Here is a 20,192-nt window from a genome sequence, read left to right as displayed (position 1 = left end):
AAGGTGCATTCCCAGAATTGCCCGGGTGGTGGGTCGCCTCCAGGAGATGAAAGATGACTCAGTGGTCCCCCGAGCACTTCACCAAAGCGCAGCTTGCAGGCATCGAAGCCCTGGTCGGCCTGACCGGCAAGGCCTTTGAGTGCTTCCAGCATGTGACGGAGCTGAACCTGCAGACGATGAAGGCCACGCTGGCAGAGACACAGGAAGGCCTGGAGAAAGTCCTGTCTGTTTCGAACCCGCAAGACCTTCTGGCATTGCAGATGGAATCCATTCCACCCGCCACTGAGCGGGCGTTGGCATATCGTCGCCAACTGATCGAAATTCTGGCCGCGACCCGTACCGAGTTCGACAAGGTTGGCGAGGTCCAGTACACGGCAGGCAAGCAGGGCCTGCATGACTTCATTGCAAGCGTCACGAGCAAAACGCAAGCCGGGCCGACGGCGCCACTGGCGGCCTGGCAGGAGGCCCTGAACGCGACCACCATGTTCTACGAGTCTTTGCACGCGACGGCAAAGCAGGCCGCGCAGGCAGCCGAGAGCAGTTTCAATACTGTGTCGCAAGCGGCCTCGCCGGGCGCGCGACGGCGCACCGCGCAGCATTCCCAGGCAGCGGCAAAGTAGTAGCCCCTGTTGTTGGAGTGGGCGTGAATTGACGTCCTTCCGGGGACGCTCGCCAGCGAGCGGATAACTGCTGTGACGTGATGCTTTGGAAGGAATACGTCGCGGCAGTTATTCGGCTATCGCCGGCAGCAAACATCGCGTCTGGCGCTTACAGCGAAGGCACCGCGCTCACCCCCGCAATCACTACCCCCAGCGCAATCCGATACCAGGCAAACACGCGCAGCGAATGCCGCGCCACCAGCCGCACCAGCGCATTGACGACAAAAAGCGCGGAGAGGAAGGCCGCGCTGAAGCCGGCGGCAATGGCCCAGAAGTCGGCCATGCTGAGCAAGTGGTAGTGCCGCACGGCGTCGTAGCTGGCGGCGCCAAGCATGGTGGGGATGGCCAGGAAGAAAGAAAATTCGGTCGCCGCTTGCCGCGATACGCCGGACAGCATGCCGCCGACGATGGTGGCGCCCGAGCGCGACGTGCCGGGAATCATCGCCACGCACTGCGCAAAGCCGATGCCGATGGCCTGCTTCCAGCCGAAATCTTCGATGGCGTGGATGCGCGGCACGGCGCTGCGCCGCTCTGCCCAGAGGATGACCAGCCCGCCCGCGATCAAGGCCGCGGCGACCACGGCCGGATCGAAGAGGTGGTGCTTGATGGGGCCGATGAGCAGCGCGCCGATGACCGCGGCTGGCAGGAAGGCGACCAGAACCGCGGTGGCGAAGCGCAGCGCATCCGGCTCGCGCCGCACCACGCCGTCGCACAGGGCCGTGATCTTGGCACGGTATAGCCAGCACACGGCCAGGATGGCGCCCAGCTGGATCACCACGTCAAACACGCGCGCTTCATGGGATGCGAAGTCGATCCAATCGCCGACCAGGATCAGGTGCCCGGTGCTCGAAATGGGCAGGAATTCCGTCAGGCCCTCGAGCAGGCCGAGAAAGAATGCCTTGCCCAGGTGGATCCAGTCGATCATGTGGCGGCTGCCTTGTGGTTGCTGTGCGGTTCGAAGGGGCGCGGAGCAGGAGAGCGTCAGGCCGCCAGGCTGTGGAGCAGTTGAGGCTCGCGCTGTTCCAGATAGCTGCGGAAATGCGCGCCGGTCTCCTGGTGCTTGAGCGCGAACTCGACGGTGGCCTTCAGGTAGCCGAGCTTGCTGCCGCAGTCATAGCGCGTGCCGTGGTAGCGATAGGCCAGCACCTGCTCCTGGCTGAGCAGCGACTGGATCGCGTCGGTCAGCTGGAATTCGCCGCCGGCGCCGGGCTTCAGTGCGCGCAGGTGGTCAAAGATGCGCGGCGTCAGGATGTAGCGCCCGACCACGCCCAGGTTGGACGGAGCCTCTTCCGGCGCCGGCTTTTCGACGATGCCCGAGACCTTGATCACCCCCTCGGCCCACTCGCGGCCGTCGACCACGCCGTAGGACCGGCTCTGCTCGGGCAGGATTTCTTCCACACCCAGCACCGAGCAGTTGTAGTGGTCGTAGGCGTCCACCATCTGCTTCATCACCGGCGGGTTGCCGTCGATCAGGTCGTCGGCCAGCATCACCGCGAACGGGCTGTCGCCCACCAGCTTGGCCGCGCACAGCACCGCGTGGCCCAGGCCCAGCGCTTCGGACTGGCGCACGTAGAAGCATTCGACGTTGGCCGGCTTGATCGAGCGCACCACATCCAGCAGGGCGCGCTTGTTCTTGGCCTCGAGCTCCACCTCCAGCTCGAAGGCCTTGTCGAAATGGTCCTCGATGGCGCGCTTGGAGCGGCCGGTGACGAAGATCATCTCGGTGATGCCGGCGGCCATGGCTTCTTCCACGGCGTACTGGATCAGCGGCTTGTCCACCACCGGCAGCATTTCCTTGGGGCTGGCCTTGGTGGCGGGCAGGAAGCGGGTGCCCAGGCCTGCGACCGGGAAGACGGCCTTGCTAACGCGACTTGTCATTTCAGTGGTTCCCTTCAAAGGTTTGGGCACAGCTTGGGGCGATGGCGACCATGACGGCGTCAGGCCTGGATCGGCCGTCAAAGAAAGAGGGTGTAGGCGCAACAGGGAATCAATCGCCTACACCCTTAAGGCGGCACGGGGTGCCACCCGCGATTGTGCTGCGTCGCACCACCCACGGTACCCCTCGGGGGTTGGGACGGAATTCGCTTCCACTCCGATGGGGGGATCGGAAACTTGGTAAAAACGCCGCCCGCGCCTTGAAGATGTAGTCCCGCGAGCCATAAACTTCGCCGGTCATTTGCGTATGACGCAGTGCAGAAAAGAACGCGCCAAGCGCGTCGGTGCACGACCAGTCAACACCGCCAGGTTCCGTTCCGCAGCCGTGCAAAAAAGCGGAAGCACCCCCGGGTGCCATGTCGAACCAGCGGAGTCACCGCTGCCATGGGGGCAGGTGACGGCGGGCCATGCGGGTCTTCTTGCAAACAAGGGAATCATCGAGACGTGCTAAAGCTTTCAAGCAGCTTGAGGTTTGGCAGGGCCGTTATGTGCCTGGGGATCGTTCCGTTGCTGGCATCCTGCGCACTGGCGCCAGGCATGCGCTTCGACCCGCAGCGCCCACTCGATCCGGAGGATCCGGATTCGGTGCCCAAAATCACGCAGATCACGCCGACGCTGTTGCGTGCGCTGAAGGCGGCCACGCCGGCGACGAACGCCGGGGTGGAGGAGCTGTACGATGTTCCCAAGCCCTATACCGTTGGCGTCGGCGACATTCTGTCGATCGTTGTGTGGGACCACCCGGAACTGGTGTTCCCCACGCAGACCTACTCGATCGGCACTGCCTACGAGATCCCGAACTACAGCGGCGCGGCCAATGTCCCGGGCTATGTCGTGAGCCCCGCGGGCACCATCCAGTTTCCGTATGCGGGCGTGCTCAAGGTGGTCGGCCGCACGCCGGACGAGATCCGCGGACAGCTGAGCACGCAGCTCAAGCCTGTCGTCAACATGCCACAGGTGACCGTTCGCGTGCTCGCCTTCCGCAGCAAGCGCGTCTATCTCGACGGTGAAGTCAGGACGCCGGGCCCGCAGAACATCGACGACGTACCCATGACCCTGGTCGAAGCGCTGAACCGCGCCGGCGGTGTCAACGTCCTGACCGGCGACAATAGCCGCATCCGCATTTCCCGCGACGGCAAGAACTACATCGTCAACATGCCCGCGCTCCTGCAGCAAGGCATCGACCCCGCCCATATCTTGCTGCAGCACGGCGACATCGTGCGCGTGGAACAACGCGAGGACAGCAAGGTATTCGTGACCGGCGAAGTCGTGAGGCCTGTGGCCGTCATGCCCCGCAACGGCCGCCTGACGCTCAGCGAGGCCATCGGCGAAGCGGGCGGCGTCAACCCGCTCTCGGCCAACGCGAAGGAACTCTACGTTATCCGCAAAAGCAGCGATGGCGAAGCCCAGGTGTTCCACCTCGACGGAAAGTCCCCGGTCTCCTTTGCACTGGCCGAATCTTTCGAGCTCAAGCCTAAGGACGTCGTCTACGTGGATGCCGCAGGAGTGGTCCGCTGGAGCCGCGTGATCAACCAGCTGCTGCCGAGCGGCAACTTCTTCACGTCCACGGCGAACGCGGTCAAATGATCAAGACCGTACTCGTGGTGTGTATCGGCAATATTTGCCGGAGCCCGATGGCGCAGGGACTCCTCCAGCAGGCATTGCCGGAGGCGAACGTCATTTCCGCCGGACTTGGCGCGCTCACAGGCAAGCCCGCCGATGCGCACGCCATCGAGGTCATGCAGAAAATTGGCGTGGATATCAACGGCCATCGGGCCCAGCAACTGAGCCGCGCCATGACGACGCGTGCGGACCTTATTCTCGTCATGGACAACACCCAGCGACAAGATGTCCAGCACCTGCACCCGGCTACCACCGGCCGGGTCTTCCGCATCGGTGAGCTTGCCGGGTTCGACGTGCCGGATCCCTATCGCGAGGCGCGTCCGGCCTTCGAAAACGTGCTGCAGTTGATCCAGCGCGGCGTGGAAGCCTGGGTGCCGCGCATCCAGGCGCTTCGATAACTGTTTGAGCCCATGCAGATGAACCAGACTCCCCCTCCAGTTGTTGTTGCGGCGCCTCCGGAGGACGAGCTTGACCTCGTCCGGTATCTTGATGTGCTGCTTGCCAGCCGTTGGCTTATCGCGTCCATTGCCGGTGTGGTGCTGGCATTGGGGGTGGCTTACGCATTCCTCGCTCGGCCAGTCTATCGGGCGGATATCCTGGTGCAGGTGGAGGACAATCCGAACAGCGCCAACAGCCTGCTGGGAGACGTTTCCAGCCTGTTTGACGTCAAGGCCCTGGCCACGGCAGAGATCGAGATCCTGCGCTCGCGCATGGTCGTCAGTAAGGCCGTGGACAATCTTCGGCTCTATATTTCGGCAAAGCCCAACTATTTCCCTTTTGTCGGCGCCAGCATGGCCGCCAGCGCCAAGGGCCTCTCCGAGCCCGGGCTGTTCGGGTTCGGAGGCTTTGCATGGGCCAGGGAATCGATCAATGTTGAGCAGTTCGATGTCCCTGAATCGCTCGAGGGCGCAAAGTTCAAGTTGATCGCCCTGGGTGACGGGCGCTACCGGGTGGAGCATTCGAGCCTGGATGCGCCCCTGGATGGCCATGTCGGCCAGCCGCTGACCGCGCGACAGAGCGCGGGCGACTTCACGCTCCTGGTGAAAGAGATCAAGGCGAAGGCGGGGATCGAATTCAACCTCGTGCGGTACTCGCACCTGCAGACAGTCGAAGCCCTCCAGGACCAACTCAAGATCATCGAGAAAGGAAAGCAGAGCGGGATCATTGGTGCTTCGCTTGACGGTACCGACCCGAAGGTCACGGCGAGCATTCTGAACGAGATTGGCGAAGAGTACGTTGCGCAGAACATCAAGCGTAAAGCCGCGGAGGCGGAGAAGTCGCTCGTCTTCCTGGGGGACCTGCTGCCACAACTCAAGGGCGAGCTGGAACGGGCCGAGGTTAAGTACAACGATATGCGCAACAAGCGCAATACCTTCAACCTGAGCGAGGAAGGTAAGGTTTTCCTGCAAGAGAACGTGATGGCCGAAACAAGGCTGCTTGAGTTGAAGCAGAAGCGCACCGAGCTTTCGACACGTTTCGCTGCCTCTCATCCGGGCTTGCAGGCCGTCGACCAGCAAATTGCGGCCTTGAACACCAAGGTCGCTGCCATGGCTTCGCGCATGAAAGCCTTCCCCGATATGGAGCAGGACACCCTGCGGCTCATGCGCGACGTGCAAGTCAACAATGATCTTTACGTCGGGTTGCTGAACAATATGCAGCAGCTCAAGCTCGTCAAGGCCGGCAAGGTCGGCAATGTACGCCTGCTCGATAATGCCCCGGTTCCCGAGGACCCCGTAAAGCCCAGGAAGGGCCTCGTGATAGCGCTGGCTGCTATCCTGGGCATTCTGATCGGTGTCGTGGTGGCCTTTGTACGCAACGCGTTGTTCGGCGGCATCACCGATTCACAGGACATCGAGCAGCATACGGGTCTGAGCGTCTACGCGACCGTACCCTTGTCGTCTGCCCAGACTTTCCTTACCGAAGAAATCCGGCAGCGCAAGCGCGGCAATTTCGTGCTGGCAGAACGTAATCCCAATGAGCCGGCGATTGAAAGTCTGCGCAGTCTGCGCACGGCCCTGCAGTTTGCCATGCTCGACGCGGACAACAAGCGCGTGCTGCTGACGGGGCCCACCCCGGGCGTCGGCAAGTCATTTATCTCGGCCAATCTCGCCGTGGTGATGGCCTCTGGCGGCAGGCGCGTGCTGCTGATCGACGCCGACATGCGCAAGGGCCACCTGAACCAGTATTTTGGCAAGCCTCGCAACAACGGCCTGGCGGATGTGCTGATCGGCAATACGAGTATTGACAAGGCGGTACACCGCGAAGTCCTTGCAAACCTGGACTTTCTCAGTACAGGCAGCTTGCCTCCGAACCCGGCCGAGCTCTTGCTGAACGCGCGCATGGTGAAGCTGCTCGATGAGCTGGAACACCAGTACGACATTGTCCTCATCGATACGCCGCCGGTACTTGCCGTCTCCGATACCGCAATCCTCGCGGCCCGCTGCGGCACCGTGCTGCTGGTGACGCGGTTCGAGAAAACCACGATCGGCGAAGTGACCGAATCCGCCAAGCAACTACGCCAGGCAAATGCCAATGTGAATGGCGTGGCGTTCAATGGCCTGGATCCGAATGCATATCGCTACGGATATGGATCGAAGTATGGACGGTATCGGTATGCGTATTACGGCTATGCAGCGGATACCGCGACCCAGCCGGTGACTGTGGATGGCAAATGAAGTGCCGTGACAAGCTGAACAGGTAGGGGTACGGGCCCACGTCGGACGCAATTTCCGACGGCCGAGCCGGCATAGAGACCGGCCATATATCAGCCAGCTCAAAGAAGCAGGCGTGTCTGCGTGACGGGCGGTCAGCAAGGTCATTGTGCGCATCTGACTACCGCCTTCCACGACCATCCGGACGGCTGGATTGTCTGCCGAGGCGGCAATCCGGTTGTCCAGAGGGACTTCTTCAATGCAGGGATAACCGTCGCCATCGCGCGGCGCGCTCTCACTCGTCTTGCCGACGCTGAGGGGGCTGACTGACATTTGCAATGGCAGAAGGAGAGTTCGGATGCAAGACCCAGCCGTGATTGTTCCCGTTATTCTTTGTGGTGGCTCCGGAACACGCCTGTGGCCGCTGTCACGCGAGGGCTATCCGAAGCAATTCCTCAAGCTTCTGGGCGACCGCTCGTTGCTGCAGGATACGCTGCTGCGCGTGCAGGGGATTCCGGGCATTGGCGCACCATTGCTTGTCACCAGTCATGCGCATCGGTTCATGGTGGCGGAGCAAGCCCGCGAGATCGGCATCGGCGCCGCCGAATTCATGCTGGAACCGCAACCCAGAAATACTGCCCCCGCCCTGGCCGCGGCTGCTCTGCATATGCTTGCCGCGGGGCAGGATCCGCTGCTGCTTGTGCTGCCGTCGGATCACCTGATCCGTGATGCGTCCGCTTTCGCAAACATCGTGACGCAAGGCGTTGCCGCTGCGCAGGCCGGAGCTCTTGTCACCTTTGGTATAGCGCCCACCGCGCCCGCTACCGGGTATGGCTATATCAAGGCCGGTGTTCGCCGCACGGAATCGAGCTTCGAGGTTGCATGCTTTGAAGAAAAGCCATCGTTGCCGCGCGCGAACCAGTTCCTGGCTGAGGGTGGCTACTTCTGGAACAGCGGTATCTTCCTTTTCCGTGCGTCGGCGTTTCTTGCCGAATTGGACGCATTTTCGCCCGAGATTCTGCGCGCGGTCGAGGAGTCCGTCAGCCTGGGCCAAAAGGACCTCGATTTCTTCCGTCTCGATGAAGCCGCATTCGCGCGGAGCCCGAGCGACTCCATCGACTACGCCGTCATGGAACACACCACGCGTGCGCAGATGGTGCCATTTGCCACCGAGTGGAGCGACGTTGGCGCATGGGACGCAGTGTGGCAGCTTGGCACAAAGCAGGCTGACGGCAATGTCACGACAGGTGATGTCATCGTGCAAAAAGCGAAGGGCTGCCTGGTCCATGCATCGCACCGCCTGGTTGCCATTGCGGGTGTGGAGGACGTGATGGTAGTCGAAACCCCCGATGCGGTGCTGGTGGTGCACAAGGACCAATGCCAGGAGGTCAAGGCGCTCGTCGACGTGGTCCGTGAGCAGGGGCGCAGCGAAGCCGCGGATCATCGCAAGGTCTATCGCCCATGGGGCAGCTATGACTCCGTTGACGAAGGCCTGCGTTACCAGGTCAAGCGCATCACTGTCAAGCCGGGTGCGAAGCTCTCCATGCAAATGCACTATCACCGGGCGGAACACTGGATCGTCGTGAAGGGCACAGCTCGGGTGACCTGCGGCAACGACACCTTTTTGCTCAGCGAGAACCAGTCCAGCTATATCCCACTGGGAACCATCCACCGCCTGGAGAACCCTGGCAGCGTCCCGCTCGAACTGATCGAAGTGCAGAGCGGCAGCTACCTGGGAGAAGACGACATCGTCCGCTTTGACGATGCCTATGGCCGCGCGCCTGCTGCCGGATCCAAGGTCGAGCAAGCCTGATTGACGGAATCCGAGACCGGAACATGACAATGACCAAGACGACTCAAAAGACCGCACTCATCACCGGCATCACGGGCCAGGACGGCTCTTACCTGGCTGAATTTCTGCTTGAGAAAGGCTATATCGTTCACGGTATCAAGCGCCGGGCCAGCTCGTTCAACACCTCGCGCGTGGATCACATCTATCAGGATCCCCATGTCAGCCACCGGAATTTCGTGTTGCACTACGGCGACCTCAGCGACAGTACCAATCTGATCCGCATCGTGCAGCAGACCCAGCCGGACGAAATTTATAACCTTGGCGCCCAAAGCCACGTGGCCGTGAGCTTCGAGTCTCCGGAATACACGGCAGACGTGGACGCGCTCGGCACGCTGCGCCTGCTCGAAGCGATCCGCATTCTTGGCCTGGAGAAGAAGACCCGCTTTTACCAGGCATCGACATCGGAACTGTACGGCCTGGTGCAGGAGATTCCGCAGAAGGAAACAACTCCGTTCTACCCGCGCAGCCCATATGCCGCAGCGAAGCTGTATGCCTATTGGATTACCGTGAACTACCGTGAGTCGTACGGCATGTATGCCTGCAACGGGATATTGTTCAACCACGAAAGCCCGCGTCGCGGTGAAACCTTCGTGACGCGCAAGGTTACCCGCGGCCTGTCAAACATCGCACAAGGCCTGGAAAACTGCCTGTACATGGGCAATATGGATTCGCTTCGGGACTGGGGGCACGCGCATGATTATGTGCGCATGCAATGGCTGATGCTGCAGCAGGAGCAACCGGATGACTTCGTCATTGCCACGGGCAAGCAAGTGAGCGTGCGCGAGTTCATCAACCGAAGCGCCAGTCAGCTTGGGATCACGCTGCGGTATGAGGGGAAGGGTGTCGACGAGGTGGCCGTGGTAGCCGCGCTCAGCGGCGACAAGGCACCGGCCCTGGCTGTCGGGGACGTGATTGTCAAGGTCGATCCGAGGTATTTCCGTCCGGCGGAAGTGGAAACACTCCTCGGGGATCCTGGCAAGGCGAAGGCCCGGTTGGGTTGGGAGCCGGAGATCACGCTGGACGAGATGATTGCAGAAATGGTTGCGAGCGATCTGGACCAGGCCCGGCGCCATGCATTGCTAAAGCAGCATGGATTCGAAGTTGCGGTCAGCGTGGAGTAGTGGACATGAAGGAGAACACTCGAATTTTCGTCGCCGGTCATCGTGGCATGGTGGGTAGCGCCATCGTCCGCGCGCTGCGGGCGTCCTCACGTGCGGTGCATATCGTGACGCGCAGTCACGATGAACTGGACTTGACCGACCAGCATGCCGTGCGCCAGTTCTTCGCGCAGGAGGATGTCGATCAGGTATACCTTGCCGCCGCAAAGGTCGGTGGGATCCACGCGAACAACACTTTTCCGGCTGATTTCATTTATGAAAACTTGATGATCGAGGCGAATGTCATCCATGAGGCGTGGCGCGCGGGTGTCGCCAAGCTTTTGTTCCTCGGCAGCAGTTGCATTTATCCGCGGCTGGCGGAGCAGCCAATGGCCGAAGCTGCTTTGCTCACGGGGCAACTCGAGCCCACCAACGAGCCATATGCGATAGCGAAGATCGCCGGAATCAAGCTATGTGAAAGCTATAACCGTCAGTACGGAGCGGATTTCCGCAGCGTCATGCCGTCAAACCTGTACGGTCCGGGAGACAACTACCACGCGGAAAACAGCCATGTCATTCCTGCGCTGATTCGTCGTTTTCATGAGGCGAAGCAGGATGATGCCGAGACGGTGGTGATCTGGGGTACCGGCAGGCCTAAGCGCGAGTTCGTGTACGTCGAAGATATGGCGCGCGCGTGTGTGCATGTCATGGACCTTGCGCCGGAAGTCTATCGTGCCCATACGCTGCCGATGCAGAACCACATCAACATTGGCTCAGGCGAGGAGTACTCCATCGCGGATCTGGCTGCGATGGTGAAGCGCGCTGTAGGGTATCGGGGAAAGATCGAAACCGATCCCACCAAGCCCGACGGTACGCCGCGCAAGCTTTTGGACAACTCACTGCTCAAAGCACTGGGGTGGCGCAATGAAGTCGGTCTCGAAGAAGGTCTTCGTCTGGCATACGAGGATTTCCTCTCTTCCCTGGCGCGCTCGAACGCGGAAAGTGCCGTTCGCCAATAGCCCCCAATGTACAGTCTCGTCACGCTTCCGTTCTATCTGATACCCCTGGCCTGGTGTGCCAGGCGGGGCATTTTTTCCGCCTCCACGGTCTTCTTTGTGTACACCCTGCTCGGGTGCTGGCTGCTTGGTGCGCTGATCGAAAGCGAATTGGTGACACGTTCGATATTGATAGCACCGTGGCTGATAAGGGTGGAAGACATTCCGTGGGTGCCGGTGGCGGCCGTGAACTTCGCGGCTTTCGTCTCCTACAGGTTATTCAGAAAAAGCAAGGGAAGGTTGCGCCATGTGCAAGCGGCGCTCAACTTGCCGTCAAACAGAAAGCTGCTGCGCTACGTCTGTATCCAGCTGTTCGTTATTGCTCTGGAAGTTTCATTGACGGTCTACCTTTACCAGGGCGTCCAGGAATGGGTAAAGGCTGCCTACGCGCGCACCGTTGTTGAGAGTTCCGCACTGAACTTTTTATTTCCGGTAATGATAGGAGTGAATGTCTATTGCCTGGTATTGCAGGTACTGATCAAGGCCAAGCAGCCGCCGCGATGGCTGCGCTGCTTGTTCGTGGTCGGACTGGTGCTGCAATCGATATTCCTCGCACTTTCGGGAGGGCGCTCCATTCTCTTGCTCTTCCTGATTTCGATGCTGATCGTCCGGGTCAAGCGAATCACCGCGGCCGGTTTCCTTGGAATCCTGGCGCTGGCGGCCGCTTTGGTAGTGGCTTCTGGCTATATCATTTACGAACGATACAGGGCACAAGGCGCGAGCGCACAGTTCGAAATGAGTGCGGCTTCGATCGTTGAAGCCTCCTATACGGGGTTGCCGTTCATCGATCATATCGCGCTTTCACAAATATATGCCGAGCGCCGCGGAAATGATTATGGCGAGGTCTATCTGAACGCCCTGGTGGCCTTCGTCCCCCGCGCAATCTGGCCCGATAAACCGATCCAGTTGAGCCGTAGAGTTCGCGAAGAGTTTTTCGGCGATACGGATGGAGGGGTGCCGCCAGGCCTGTTTGGGGAAAGCGTCATTGCATTTGACTATTTTGGTCTGGCCATGATGGCTTTGATTTTTGGATGGATTGTGGCCAAGGCGGAAAATTACGCCGCGCACGCACCGAACGAGGCTATCGGCCGGCTGCGTACCGGTGTTCTTTCGACGCTGATCGGATTTATTCTGGTTCGCGGTGGTGTGGATATCGGTGTGTACCGCGTGGGATTGATCGTGGTCATTTATCTGCTATTGGAACGGTTAATGACGAAGTCCGAGTACAAGGCGCGCTATGTTCCTGTCCTTCACCCGCAATAGGAAACTGGTGAACCTGGTCATGGGAGCATTCATTGGCCAGGGATCGATGCTGCTCACGTCATTTGTCCTGATCTCAACAGAGCACCCGCTGGCAGGCGCGTTGACCACCGCGCTGGGGGTAAATGCGCTTCTGCTTGTGGTGATCGACTGGGGCGGGCAGGTGCTGCAAAGGCAGGCCGCGAGTGCCGACATGCAGACGCAGAATCCCCTCGAGTTTGCCATTGCCAGGCTCCCGATCCTGTTGCTGGTGACGATTGCATTGATCATTGTTCCCGGCGAACTTTACGGCGATGACGGGGTAAAGCGCTTCCTGCTGGCCTCGTCCGTAGGTCTCTGGTTCAGCATCGCCAACATGTCCGGATTCCTCGATGTGGCCGACGAGGAGTCGGCATATGGCCTGATATCCGGCCTGAACTATTTGCTGGTGGCGGTCTATGTCTCGTCCAGCTTGTTCTTCGGATTCTCATTACGCATTGAGATCGCCGGATGGATAAACGGCGCGGCGCTGGCCGGCATTGCGCTGATGACGCTACGCTGGGCGCAGCGCCAGCAGGGGGCAAGGCGGCGTGCCAGCCTTGACCGGGAGTCGATCGGTTATCTGATCAAGGAGGGATTCGTGGTGTCCCTTACGCTTCTTCCCGGGCAAGTCATAGCGCGGGTCATCTCCGTTTCCATTCTGGGCGCCGGCGGCGGGCACGAGGCCGCGAAATTCAATTTCATGAAGTCCTTTTCCGGCGTCTTCAACCAGTGTGTGATCCTGTTGCGGCGGTCCGGATACAGCAAGCTCCACAGTATGACCTTGAATAGCGGAACGCGGAGATTCAGAACGTTCAGCGCCCAATACCCGACCATCCTGGCTGGTGTGGCTGGATTGCTTTGCGGTGGGCTGGCGCTGTTTCTGATCCGGGACAGATTGGGGCTATCTGCGGCGCTGATCGTTGCGGTATGCACCCACGGCGCCTGCTGGCTGCTCAGTTCCTCATATTTCTATCACTACCAGATTGTCTCGTGGAACTGGTTGCCGTCGCTTCACGCAATCCTGACTTGTATGGTGGTGGTGGCGTCCGTTCTGTTTGTCACAAAGGTCGATAGCGCCGTCGCGGGGATATTGACAGAGTTGTGCGTTTCATTTTTCTGCTTCGGCATTATTTTTCTTGTCGATCGCACCCGGGTTCGCTGAGAGCCTCCCCGGCCACCGTCATGCAAGTTTCGCAATAACATTGGGCGCGTAGCTATGAAAGTACTCGTGGTGAATGCATATGGGCGTTCCAATCGCGGTGATTCCGTGCTGTTGGATGAGTGTCTGACGGAAATCCGGGCCTGGAATCCCAAGGCCGCCATCTCGGCGGCTGTGTTCGAAGGGGCTGACAATGCGAGGCGGGTTCATCCGGATATCGCCTGGTCGGAGCGCATCGGGAATGCACCGGGAGACAGGGCGCGCACCCTCTGCCTGCTGCTGGCAAGTTGGCTCGCCACCGTACCTGGATTCCGGCAACTGCAGAAACTGCTTCCGCCGGAACAGCAAAAGACCCTGGATGCCATGCGAGAGTGCAACGTCGTCGTGAGCGCACCGGGTGGCTATATACACGATACGAACTTCGCCTACATCGTCGCCTTATTCCATATTGGACTGGCGACGCGACTGCGGAAGGAGGTCGTGCTCGGTCCTCAAAGCATCGGGCCCTTGCATGGTCGCTTAGCAAGATGGCTGGCCGCCCGGGTGCTGGCGCGGGTTTCCCACCTTTGCCCGCGCGAAAGCTATTCAGCAGACTTTCTGATCCGGGAACTTTCCATTCCCGAGCGGCAGGTTTACCGGACTGGCGACAGTGCGTTCTGGAATGACAGGGTGGAAGAGGACGATGCGGTGATCGTTCCCGAGCTAAGGCGGCTTGGGCTCGACCAGGGCAGGCTGGTTATGGGAATAACCGTGGTGGGCTGGACCTTCCCGCGACATGAGCATCCTGATGCCGCTTACGATTCTTATGTGTCCGCGGTCGCGGAAATTGCCGACCGCATGGCAGCGAAGCACGGAGTGTTGCCGGTCATTTTCAACCAGGTCTCCGAGGACTTGCCGACCGCGTTGTTGGTAAAGAAGCGCGCCAGGACACAGATCATAGTCGATGAAAAAAGCCATGAGCCGTGGGTACTTCGCGCACTCATCAGGCGCGCTACGATCTTTCTCGGGACTCGTTTTCATTCTTGCATTTTTTCAATGATGGCGGGGCGCCCGACATTCGCCATTTCGTATCTGCCGAAGACCGAGTACATCATGAGCGACCTTCAACTGGGTAACCGATCTACGCCGATCGATGCTGTCGACATTGAGCGCGTGGTGGAGCGGCTGTCGGTCGATCTCAGCGACCTCGCAACGGCGGAATCCGAAATATCCTCGGCGGTCAGCGCGTATCAGCGGAATTTCAGGAGGCTGCAGGACGTTATGCGCTCCATCCATCGTGAAGGCGAGGAGTAAGACATGATTCGCGCAGCGTTTGTGGTTGGCTCGATTTCAAGGAAGGGTGGTGGCGTGGCCGAGGCGGTCAAGCTCTTGGCGAAAGCGGTAAGGGAGCACCCGAACATCTCGGTGGAAGTGATTACCTTGAAAGACGAGCACTTTGACAAAGATATTGCGGATTGGTCCGGTATCGAGGTGAGATCGTTCCGCTATTTCGGGCCCAGCAACTACGGCTTCTCGCCCGGACTGCTGATGCACCTGCTTAGAGGCCACTTCGACCTGTCGCACGTTCACGGGCTGTGGATGTTCCATTGCTTCGTCGTGTTGCTATGGTCAAGGATTCGTGGAAGGCCCTATGTCGTCACGCCGCACGGGACCATGGAGCGGTGGATTGTGTCTCGCTCGCCGATCAAGAAATGGCTGGTCACGAAGATGTATCAGGCGCGCTTCCTCGAAAGCGCATCCGCCTTTCACATTCTTACGAAGAAAGAGAAGGGTGATGTCGACTCCATGGTACGAAACAGCAAGTCCATGGTGATCCCGAATTTTCTTCCCCTCGCCACGCCGACGACAGACAAACCTCAGTGGTGGATGGACGGATTTCAAAATAAGCGAATCTATTTGTTCTTCGGCAGAATTCACGAAAAGAAGGGGTGGCGTGAGCTCTGCGAGGCCTGGGATCAGCAATGCAGCGCGGACGCCGGCTTTGCCGCGCGCTCGCAGCTGGTATTTTGTGGATGGCTGGATGGATCAGAGGATTTCCGGATGCGTATCGAGGCGTTGGCACGCGCGCATGAGAACGCCTGCTATGCCGGGCCGCAGTTCGGGGTCGACAAGACGGCTTCCATGCAAGCCGCGACAGTCTTCATCTTGCCTTCAAAGAGCGAGGGGCTTCCAATGGGCGTGCTGGAAGCTTGGGCGGCCGGCATCCCTGTTCTGATGACGGCTGCATGCAATTTGTCCATCGGATTCGAGGCAGGCGCCGCCCTGGAGATCGGGGAAAGCTGCGAAGCAATCTCGACGGGACTCCGTGCAGCGGATCAATGGTCGCAGCATGATCTGGACCGGATGTCGAACGCCGGCCGACAACTCATCATGGAACGCTTCTCCACGGAGTCGGTCTCCATGAAGGTGCACGACCTCTACGAGTATGTGCTGAAGGATGGGCGGCCCGGCTAGCGACCAACGAAACGCGGCGTGGGCGGACCCTGGAGCGCTGCACGAGGTATTTGGAGTGGAATGATGACCAATCCGATGAGGCGGGTAATCGTCACCCGATGGACCGGTGCAGCATTCGCCGCCGCTGCCTTGGGGCAGTGTCCCCAGACCCGAGCTGCGAGCGCGAGCGTGGTGTCGGGCCCTGGGCCATCAGTCAGCGTCTTTGAGTTCATGTCCGAAGCACGGCGGGCCGCGGTAATGAATTTCGACTATGACGTTGACCAGTTGCATGCAATCGAAACTGCCCAAGACTATCTGCAGGCGAAAGGCGGCGGCGAGCTATATTTCCCGTACGGTGGTTACGGCCTCAGCGGGCCCATCATCAACCGGGCAAATATTTCCCTGGTGGGCGACCCGCGGCTACCGACGTTGAAGAACATCAATAAGGAATACTCGTTCAGACGATCGTCGATTTTTGTACCCGGAAACTTCCATCCCGAGTATGTCGGAGGACTGGAAATGATGCCATGCGCGCGGATTGAAGCCGGCAGCGCGGTAAGGTTGCGCCGATCGCGCGATGCGGCGACATTGAAAGCTAATGACAGCGTCGTCATCATGTCCGACGAATACTATACGTCGGGCGGATTCAAAGTGCATAAGTATATTTTCCTGAATGAAGTGGTGGCGGTAAACGGCGCCATGGTGCAGTTGAAATATGGCATGGACAGGGAATTCGAAGGTGGCCTGGTACGATTGGATGGATCCCAGTTGGGACGGGACGAAGTTCCTCTTTTTTTCTGGCGCAATGGGCAGATCAGGAATTTCAGAATCGATACGAGAGGCTTCTATATTTCCGACTCGGCCACGCTGAACTGCAAGTTCGATAACATTAGAATAGAAGCGGCGAAATCGGGTATCTATGGAAATACATACCAAAGAACAATATTTTCCAATATCTCCGGGAAAGTCGCCGACGGGATTGGCGAGACCTCGCTTTGCTCACTCATGACGCGAATCGAGAATTTCAGGTTCGAGATGGGCAAGGGCAGCGGCGACAGGCCGCGGACCGGTATCAGTATTCAGGAGAACGGCCGGAAGATCGTCTACAGCAACGGCAAGGTGGACTTTGGTGCAGCCAGCCCGAGGGCCGCGTTAATCAACTACATCAATGCGGAGGAGTGCAGCGTCCTTGGACTCGAGATGGTTCATCGCGGTGCTCATGGAAACGCCGTGGTGCAGTATGCAGATGCGACGAGGGCGGGCCGTATCGCCTGTGCCAATAATACGACGCAGGTGCAGTACGATGGGGTGCGATGCGCGCGCTATTACAGTTTCGCCGGCAGCGACGATCCTGATAATGTTGTGGGGAACAAGCTTGTGGAAAGCAGGTTCACGGGAAGCGTGTCGTCCGGGGAGTGTGGAAGAATGGTGGGAGTCCAGGGGAAAAATATCATCAGGCAATGCGATTTTGGTGACGGCATACCGGTCTTCGGTCGTAGCGTAACCAACCAGGAATTTGAAGACAGCTACCTGGCGGGAAACCGGAAACTCGACTTCCCCCAGGAACTCGTCAAGCGCAATGTCATTCGAGGCATCCGCTCGCATGCAGGGCTGCGCCTGGCGGACTAGCGGCGTTCGCCGCGCGGATACCTCACACCCGACTCGATCATCGTTACGATTTCCGCGCCATGATTTACCGTGGCTGGTTGCGCCGGTTGCAGGGATGAAAGTTGACGTGTCTTCAGGACAATGAAGTACTCGTAGATTGATTGCAGCGCAGCATAGGTAAATCCGGCGCGACCGTCCAGGAAGCCCCGCTTCCCCACATAGAGAATTAGAAATTTAAAAAGGGGCCGCATGGGCAACCGGTAAAAGATTTCCTTCTGATGAAATCTCTTCTCATGGAAATCTGAGCTGGTGAGTGCCTTGACGAGGCTCACGGGCGCTTGATGACGGCGGTTATCAATGATCTGCTTCGCCTCCAGGTCACTATAGCTGTTATGCCGCGCCAGCCAATGAGACAGCCCTTTGCTGAACGGGAAATGATCAAGATACCCGTCGATCTTTGCGGTGGGGCCATCGGGGATGGACACCGGGTTGACCAGGCGTTCGTACCGCATCTTCTCTGGCCGGAACAGGCGCATGTAAAAGGGAGAGGTTTGCACGTGCTTCAGCCAGGTACCGATGAAAAAATCGCGCCGCTGCACGCTGAACGCGACTTCGGGGCCTCCGGCGCGGACCGCGCGACCGATGCTGTCGACAAGTCCGGGCGTCATGCGTTCATCCGCGTCGATATAGAACACCCAGGGATGCCTGAACCTGATGTTTTGCAGCCCCCAGTTTTGATGACTTGCCCAGTTGTCGAACGGACGTTGTGTCACCTGGGCGCCGAAAGCCTTGGCAATCGCCACCGTCGCATCGGTACTGACCGAGTCGTAAACGTGAATGTCGTCTGACCAGGCGACGCTTTCCAGGCATCCTGGCAGGTCTTGCTCCTCATTCTTCGTCAGGATAAGTATGGAAATACCGGGGCTGTTAGTGTTCATGCTGGGTTCTCTTGCCAATGGGCCTGGCCGGCACGCCGGCATAGACCGTCCACGAAGCTTGCAACGTCTTGTTGACAACCGAGCGCGCGGCAACCACGGCGCCGGCGGGAAGCGTTACGCCATGAGAGATAAAGGCTTCAGCGCAGATCCAGGCATGGTTCTCAACCGTGATGGGTTCGGCGATCAGCTGAAAGTTTGCCGCGTTGTAGTCGTGCGATCCTCCGCAAAGGTGGGCGCCCTGAGAGATGACTGCGTAGTCGCCGATGCGCAGGCGGTTCATGTTGTAGAGGGTGACGCCATCGGCAATGCCAACGTTGTTTCCGATTTCGAGATGCCAGGGCGCCCAGATTCTGACCGCCGGATACACGTGCACATCGGTGCCCACGCTGGCGCCGAAGGCGCGCAGCAGGAAGGCGCGCCAGGCGTGCATCGGGCGCGGGCTGGGGCGAAACAGGAACAGCCATACCCAGTTCCATAGCTGCCGCGCCAGGCGATTGCTCAGCGTGAAGGAAGGCTCCACGGTTGGGTCGTTGCCTTCGATGATCATGGTATTTGGGTGGGTGGGGGATGCGCTCATCGGTCTCCTTTCTATGGCCTGCCCTCTGCCGGGCGGTTGCCCAGGGCGCTTTCGTGAATGGCGGCCATCAGGCTTTCCTCGAAGCGAGCCAGCAGACTGTCAAGTCCCAGGTTGGTTTCCGCGTATTGGCGTGCGGCGGCACCATAGGCGATGCGAAGCGCATCGTCGTCAGCCAGGGTCTGGATCGCTGTCGCCAGCGCCAATGAATTGCCTGGCGCTACCACGATGCCGCGGCCCTTGACGACATGGGCTACCTCGGTGTCATCGCCGGCCGTGGCAACGATTGCCCTTCCGCTCGCGAGCATGCCCGTCAGTTTTGATGGCATGACAAGGTCTGCCGCGTCCGCGCGCTGCGGCAACAGATGAATATCCGCGCTGGCGAGAAGCAAGGGGAGGCGCTCAACAGGCTGGAGGGGAAGGAAGCTTACGCGGGTAAGCGGCTCGCATGCCTTCTCCAGTTCAGCCTTGCCCGGCCCATGGCCACAGAATATGAAATAGATCCTTTCCGAGTGCCTGAGGATCTGTGCGGCTTCCGCAAGCATGTCGAGGCCCTGCTTTCGCCCCATGTTTCCGGAGTAGAGTGCGACAATCGCTTCCTTGGGGATGCCGAGCGCCTCGCGAATGCTTTCGCCTTGCACGCGCGGATGAATCGACGCGACATCGACCCAGTTTGGAAAATGCACCAGCCGGCTTGCCTCGACCCCCTTTGCTTGCGCAAGACGTTTCATGGCTTGGGAAATCGTCGATACGCGGTCGAACTTGCGCAGCAACCAACGTTCGAGCCGCTCCACAAGTTGTCGTGCGAGCTTGCTTTTCAGCAGACCCAAGGCGAAGGCCGCGTCGACTTCAAAGTCCTGGATATGCAGCCAGGTCTTGCTGCCGAACAATTTGCCGAAGAGCAGGGTCGCCGGAGAACAGAATAGCGGCGGTTCGACAACGAAGATGGCATCGGGCTTCCATCGTGCCTGCCAGAAGAGCAGCGGCACGGTGCTGGCGGCGAAGCTCGCGAGATGAACCAGGCGCTTGAGTCCGGAGGCCCTGTGCGGTATCCATAGCGGCGCGCGCAGCACGGTGACGCCGTTGTGAATTTCCCGAGCATAGGAGGACGCGCTATAGCCTTCGGCAACTTTCCATTCGGGATAGTAAGGCGGCGCGGTGATGACCCGAACCTCATGCCCCCTCGCCACCAGCCATTCTGCCTGCTCCGACGTGTATTTGCCGATACCGGTCAGTTCGGGCGCGTAGTTGAGGCAGTACATGAGGATCTTCATATGAGAGATGTGCCGATATTCGTGAAGGTCATGGCAGGGTCCGCGGAAGGTGCGGG

The 20,192-nt window shown here is 59.6% G+C and carries 17 protein-coding genes; 12 read left to right on the top strand and 5 right to left on the bottom strand.

Annotated features, from left to right (window positions below; genetic code table 11):
* Positions 1 to 53: 53 nt before the first annotated feature.
* A complete protein-coding gene (locus tag E5S69_RS24995) occupies positions 54 to 620 on the top strand; it encodes a phasin family protein (RefSeq protein WP_171517147.1) in 567 nt (188 codons plus the stop codon).
* A gap of 148 nt (positions 621 to 768) precedes the next feature.
* Here the strand turns inward: E5S69_RS24995 and E5S69_RS24990 are convergent, their stop codons facing one another.
* Positions 769 to 1,584 (bottom strand): undecaprenyl-diphosphate phosphatase, encoded by an 816-nt coding sequence (locus E5S69_RS24990; RefSeq protein ID WP_171517146.1) that lies wholly within the window; start codon positions 1,582 to 1,584, stop codon positions 769 to 771.
* 56 nt (positions 1,585 to 1,640) lie between these two features.
* The gene (gene galU / locus E5S69_RS24985) at positions 1,641 to 2,537 is read right to left on the bottom strand and encodes a UTP--glucose-1-phosphate uridylyltransferase GalU (RefSeq protein WP_171517145.1); all 897 of its coding nucleotides are present in this window, start codon (positions 2,535 to 2,537) and stop codon (positions 1,641 to 1,643) included.
* A 501-nt stretch (positions 2,538 to 3,038) separates the two neighbouring features.
* Here galU and E5S69_RS24980 point away from each other — a divergent pair.
* From E5S69_RS24980 to E5S69_RS24930, 11 genes are all read left to right on the top strand, one after another.
* Complete coding sequence (locus tag E5S69_RS24980; protein WP_171517144.1) at positions 3,039 to 4,178, top strand: polysaccharide biosynthesis/export family protein; 1,140 nt, start codon at positions 3,039 to 3,041, stop codon at positions 4,176 to 4,178.
* Positions 4,175 to 4,612 (top strand): low molecular weight protein-tyrosine-phosphatase, encoded by a 438-nt coding sequence (locus tag E5S69_RS24975; RefSeq protein WP_171517143.1) that lies wholly within the window; start codon positions 4,175 to 4,177, stop codon positions 4,610 to 4,612. The genes E5S69_RS24980 and E5S69_RS24975 overlap by 4 nt, the downstream gene beginning before the upstream one ends.
* Before the next feature lie 12 nt (positions 4,613 to 4,624).
* Positions 4,625 to 6,889, top strand: a complete 2,265-nt coding sequence (locus E5S69_RS24970) for a polysaccharide biosynthesis tyrosine autokinase (RefSeq protein ID WP_171517142.1) — start codon at positions 4,625 to 4,627, stop codon at positions 6,887 to 6,889.
* A gap of 334 nt (positions 6,890 to 7,223) precedes the next feature.
* Positions 7,224 to 8,678 carry a mannose-1-phosphate guanylyltransferase/mannose-6-phosphate isomerase gene (locus tag E5S69_RS24965; RefSeq protein WP_171517141.1) on the top strand — a complete coding sequence of 485 codons (1,455 nt, stop codon included), beginning with the start codon at positions 7,224 to 7,226 and terminating at the stop codon, positions 8,676 to 8,678.
* Between the two features lie 29 nt (positions 8,679 to 8,707).
* Positions 8,708 to 9,838 (top strand): GDP-mannose 4,6-dehydratase, encoded by a 1,131-nt coding sequence (gene gmd / locus E5S69_RS24960; protein WP_171517229.1) that lies wholly within the window; start codon positions 8,708 to 8,710, stop codon positions 9,836 to 9,838.
* A 5-nt stretch (positions 9,839 to 9,843) separates the two neighbouring features.
* Complete coding sequence (fcl, locus tag E5S69_RS24955; RefSeq protein WP_171517140.1) at positions 9,844 to 10,833, top strand: GDP-L-fucose synthase; 990 nt, start codon at positions 9,844 to 9,846, stop codon at positions 10,831 to 10,833.
* A gap of 6 nt (positions 10,834 to 10,839) precedes the next feature.
* Positions 10,840 to 12,132, top strand: coding sequence for an O-antigen polymerase (locus tag E5S69_RS24950; RefSeq protein WP_171517139.1), 1,293 nt, complete (start codon positions 10,840 to 10,842; stop codon positions 12,130 to 12,132).
* Positions 12,107 to 13,312: a hypothetical protein gene (locus tag E5S69_RS24945; RefSeq protein WP_171517138.1), complete on the top strand. Its 1,206-nt coding sequence runs from the start codon at positions 12,107 to 12,109 to the stop codon at positions 13,310 to 13,312. Before E5S69_RS24950 ends, E5S69_RS24945 begins: the two co-directional genes overlap by 26 nt.
* A gap of 54 nt (positions 13,313 to 13,366) precedes the next feature.
* Positions 13,367 to 14,602: a polysaccharide pyruvyl transferase family protein gene (locus tag E5S69_RS24940; RefSeq protein ID WP_171517137.1), complete on the top strand. Its 1,236-nt coding sequence runs from the start codon at positions 13,367 to 13,369 to the stop codon at positions 14,600 to 14,602.
* Between the two features lie 3 nt (positions 14,603 to 14,605).
* On the top strand, positions 14,606 to 15,763 hold the full coding sequence (locus E5S69_RS24935) for a glycosyltransferase (protein WP_171517136.1): 1,158 nt from the start codon (positions 14,606 to 14,608) through the stop codon (positions 15,761 to 15,763).
* A 60-nt stretch (positions 15,764 to 15,823) separates the two neighbouring features.
* A complete protein-coding gene (locus E5S69_RS24930; RefSeq protein WP_171517135.1) occupies positions 15,824 to 17,371 on the top strand; it encodes a hypothetical protein in 1,548 nt (515 codons plus the stop codon).
* On the opposite strand, the gene E5S69_RS24925 is transcribed toward E5S69_RS24930, so the two are convergent.
* The 3 genes from E5S69_RS24925 to E5S69_RS24915 are packed head-to-tail and all read right to left on the bottom strand — an operon-like array spanning position 17,368 to position 20,136.
* Positions 17,368 to 18,288, bottom strand: a complete 921-nt coding sequence (locus E5S69_RS24925) for a glycosyltransferase family 2 protein (RefSeq protein ID WP_171517134.1) — start codon at positions 18,286 to 18,288, stop codon at positions 17,368 to 17,370. The genes E5S69_RS24930 and E5S69_RS24925 overlap by 4 nt on opposite strands.
* Positions 18,278 to 18,835: a putative colanic acid biosynthesis acetyltransferase gene (locus E5S69_RS24920; RefSeq protein ID WP_171517228.1), complete on the bottom strand. Its 558-nt coding sequence runs from the start codon at positions 18,833 to 18,835 to the stop codon at positions 18,278 to 18,280. Before E5S69_RS24920 ends, E5S69_RS24925 begins: the two co-directional genes overlap by 11 nt.
* 41 nt (positions 18,836 to 18,876) lie before the next feature.
* Positions 18,877 to 20,136, bottom strand: a complete 1,260-nt coding sequence (locus tag E5S69_RS24915; RefSeq protein ID WP_171517133.1) for a glycosyltransferase WbuB — start codon at positions 20,134 to 20,136, stop codon at positions 18,877 to 18,879.
* Between the last annotated feature and the right edge of the window lie 56 nt (positions 20,137 to 20,192).

This window comes from Cupriavidus necator (assembly GCF_013141915.1).
GTDB classification, from domain to species: domain Bacteria; phylum Pseudomonadota; class Gammaproteobacteria; order Burkholderiales; family Burkholderiaceae; genus Cupriavidus; species Cupriavidus necator_B.
This window is presented reverse-complemented; position numbering and strand designations above follow the sequence as displayed.

Coding starts and splice junctions, on each gene's coding strand:
- E5S69_RS24995 (WP_171517147.1), top strand. CDS start 54: ATGACTCAGTGGTCCCCCGAGCACTTCACCAAAGCGCAGCTTGCAGGC.
- E5S69_RS24990 (WP_171517146.1), bottom strand. CDS start 1,584: ATGATCGACTGGATCCACCTGGGCAAGGCATTCTTTCTCGGCCTGCTC.
- galU (WP_171517145.1), bottom strand. CDS start 2,537: ATGACAAGTCGCGTTAGCAAGGCCGTCTTCCCGGTCGCAGGCCTGGGC.
- E5S69_RS24975 (WP_171517143.1), top strand. CDS start 4,175: ATGATCAAGACCGTACTCGTGGTGTGTATCGGCAATATTTGCCGGAGC.
- E5S69_RS24970 (WP_171517142.1), top strand. CDS start 4,625: ATGCAGATGAACCAGACTCCCCCTCCAGTTGTTGTTGCGGCGCCTCCG.
- E5S69_RS24965 (WP_171517141.1), top strand. CDS start 7,224: ATGCAAGACCCAGCCGTGATTGTTCCCGTTATTCTTTGTGGTGGCTCC.
- gmd (WP_171517229.1), top strand. CDS start 8,708: ATGACCAAGACGACTCAAAAGACCGCACTCATCACCGGCATCACGGGC.
- fcl (WP_171517140.1), top strand. CDS start 9,844: ATGAAGGAGAACACTCGAATTTTCGTCGCCGGTCATCGTGGCATGGTG.
- E5S69_RS24950 (WP_171517139.1), top strand. CDS start 10,840: ATGTACAGTCTCGTCACGCTTCCGTTCTATCTGATACCCCTGGCCTGG.
- E5S69_RS24945 (WP_171517138.1), top strand. CDS start 12,107: ATGTTCCTGTCCTTCACCCGCAATAGGAAACTGGTGAACCTGGTCATG.
- E5S69_RS24940 (WP_171517137.1), top strand. CDS start 13,367: ATGAAAGTACTCGTGGTGAATGCATATGGGCGTTCCAATCGCGGTGAT.
- E5S69_RS24935 (WP_171517136.1), top strand. CDS start 14,606: ATGATTCGCGCAGCGTTTGTGGTTGGCTCGATTTCAAGGAAGGGTGGT.
- E5S69_RS24930 (WP_171517135.1), top strand. CDS start 15,824: ATGATGACCAATCCGATGAGGCGGGTAATCGTCACCCGATGGACCGGT.
- E5S69_RS24925 (WP_171517134.1), bottom strand. CDS start 18,288: ATGAACACTAACAGCCCCGGTATTTCCATACTTATCCTGACGAAGAAT.
- E5S69_RS24920 (WP_171517228.1), bottom strand. CDS start 18,835: ATGATCATCGAAGGCAACGACCCAACCGTGGAGCCTTCCTTCACGCTG.
- E5S69_RS24915 (WP_171517133.1), bottom strand. CDS start 20,136: ATGAAGATCCTCATGTACTGCCTCAACTACGCGCCCGAACTGACCGGT.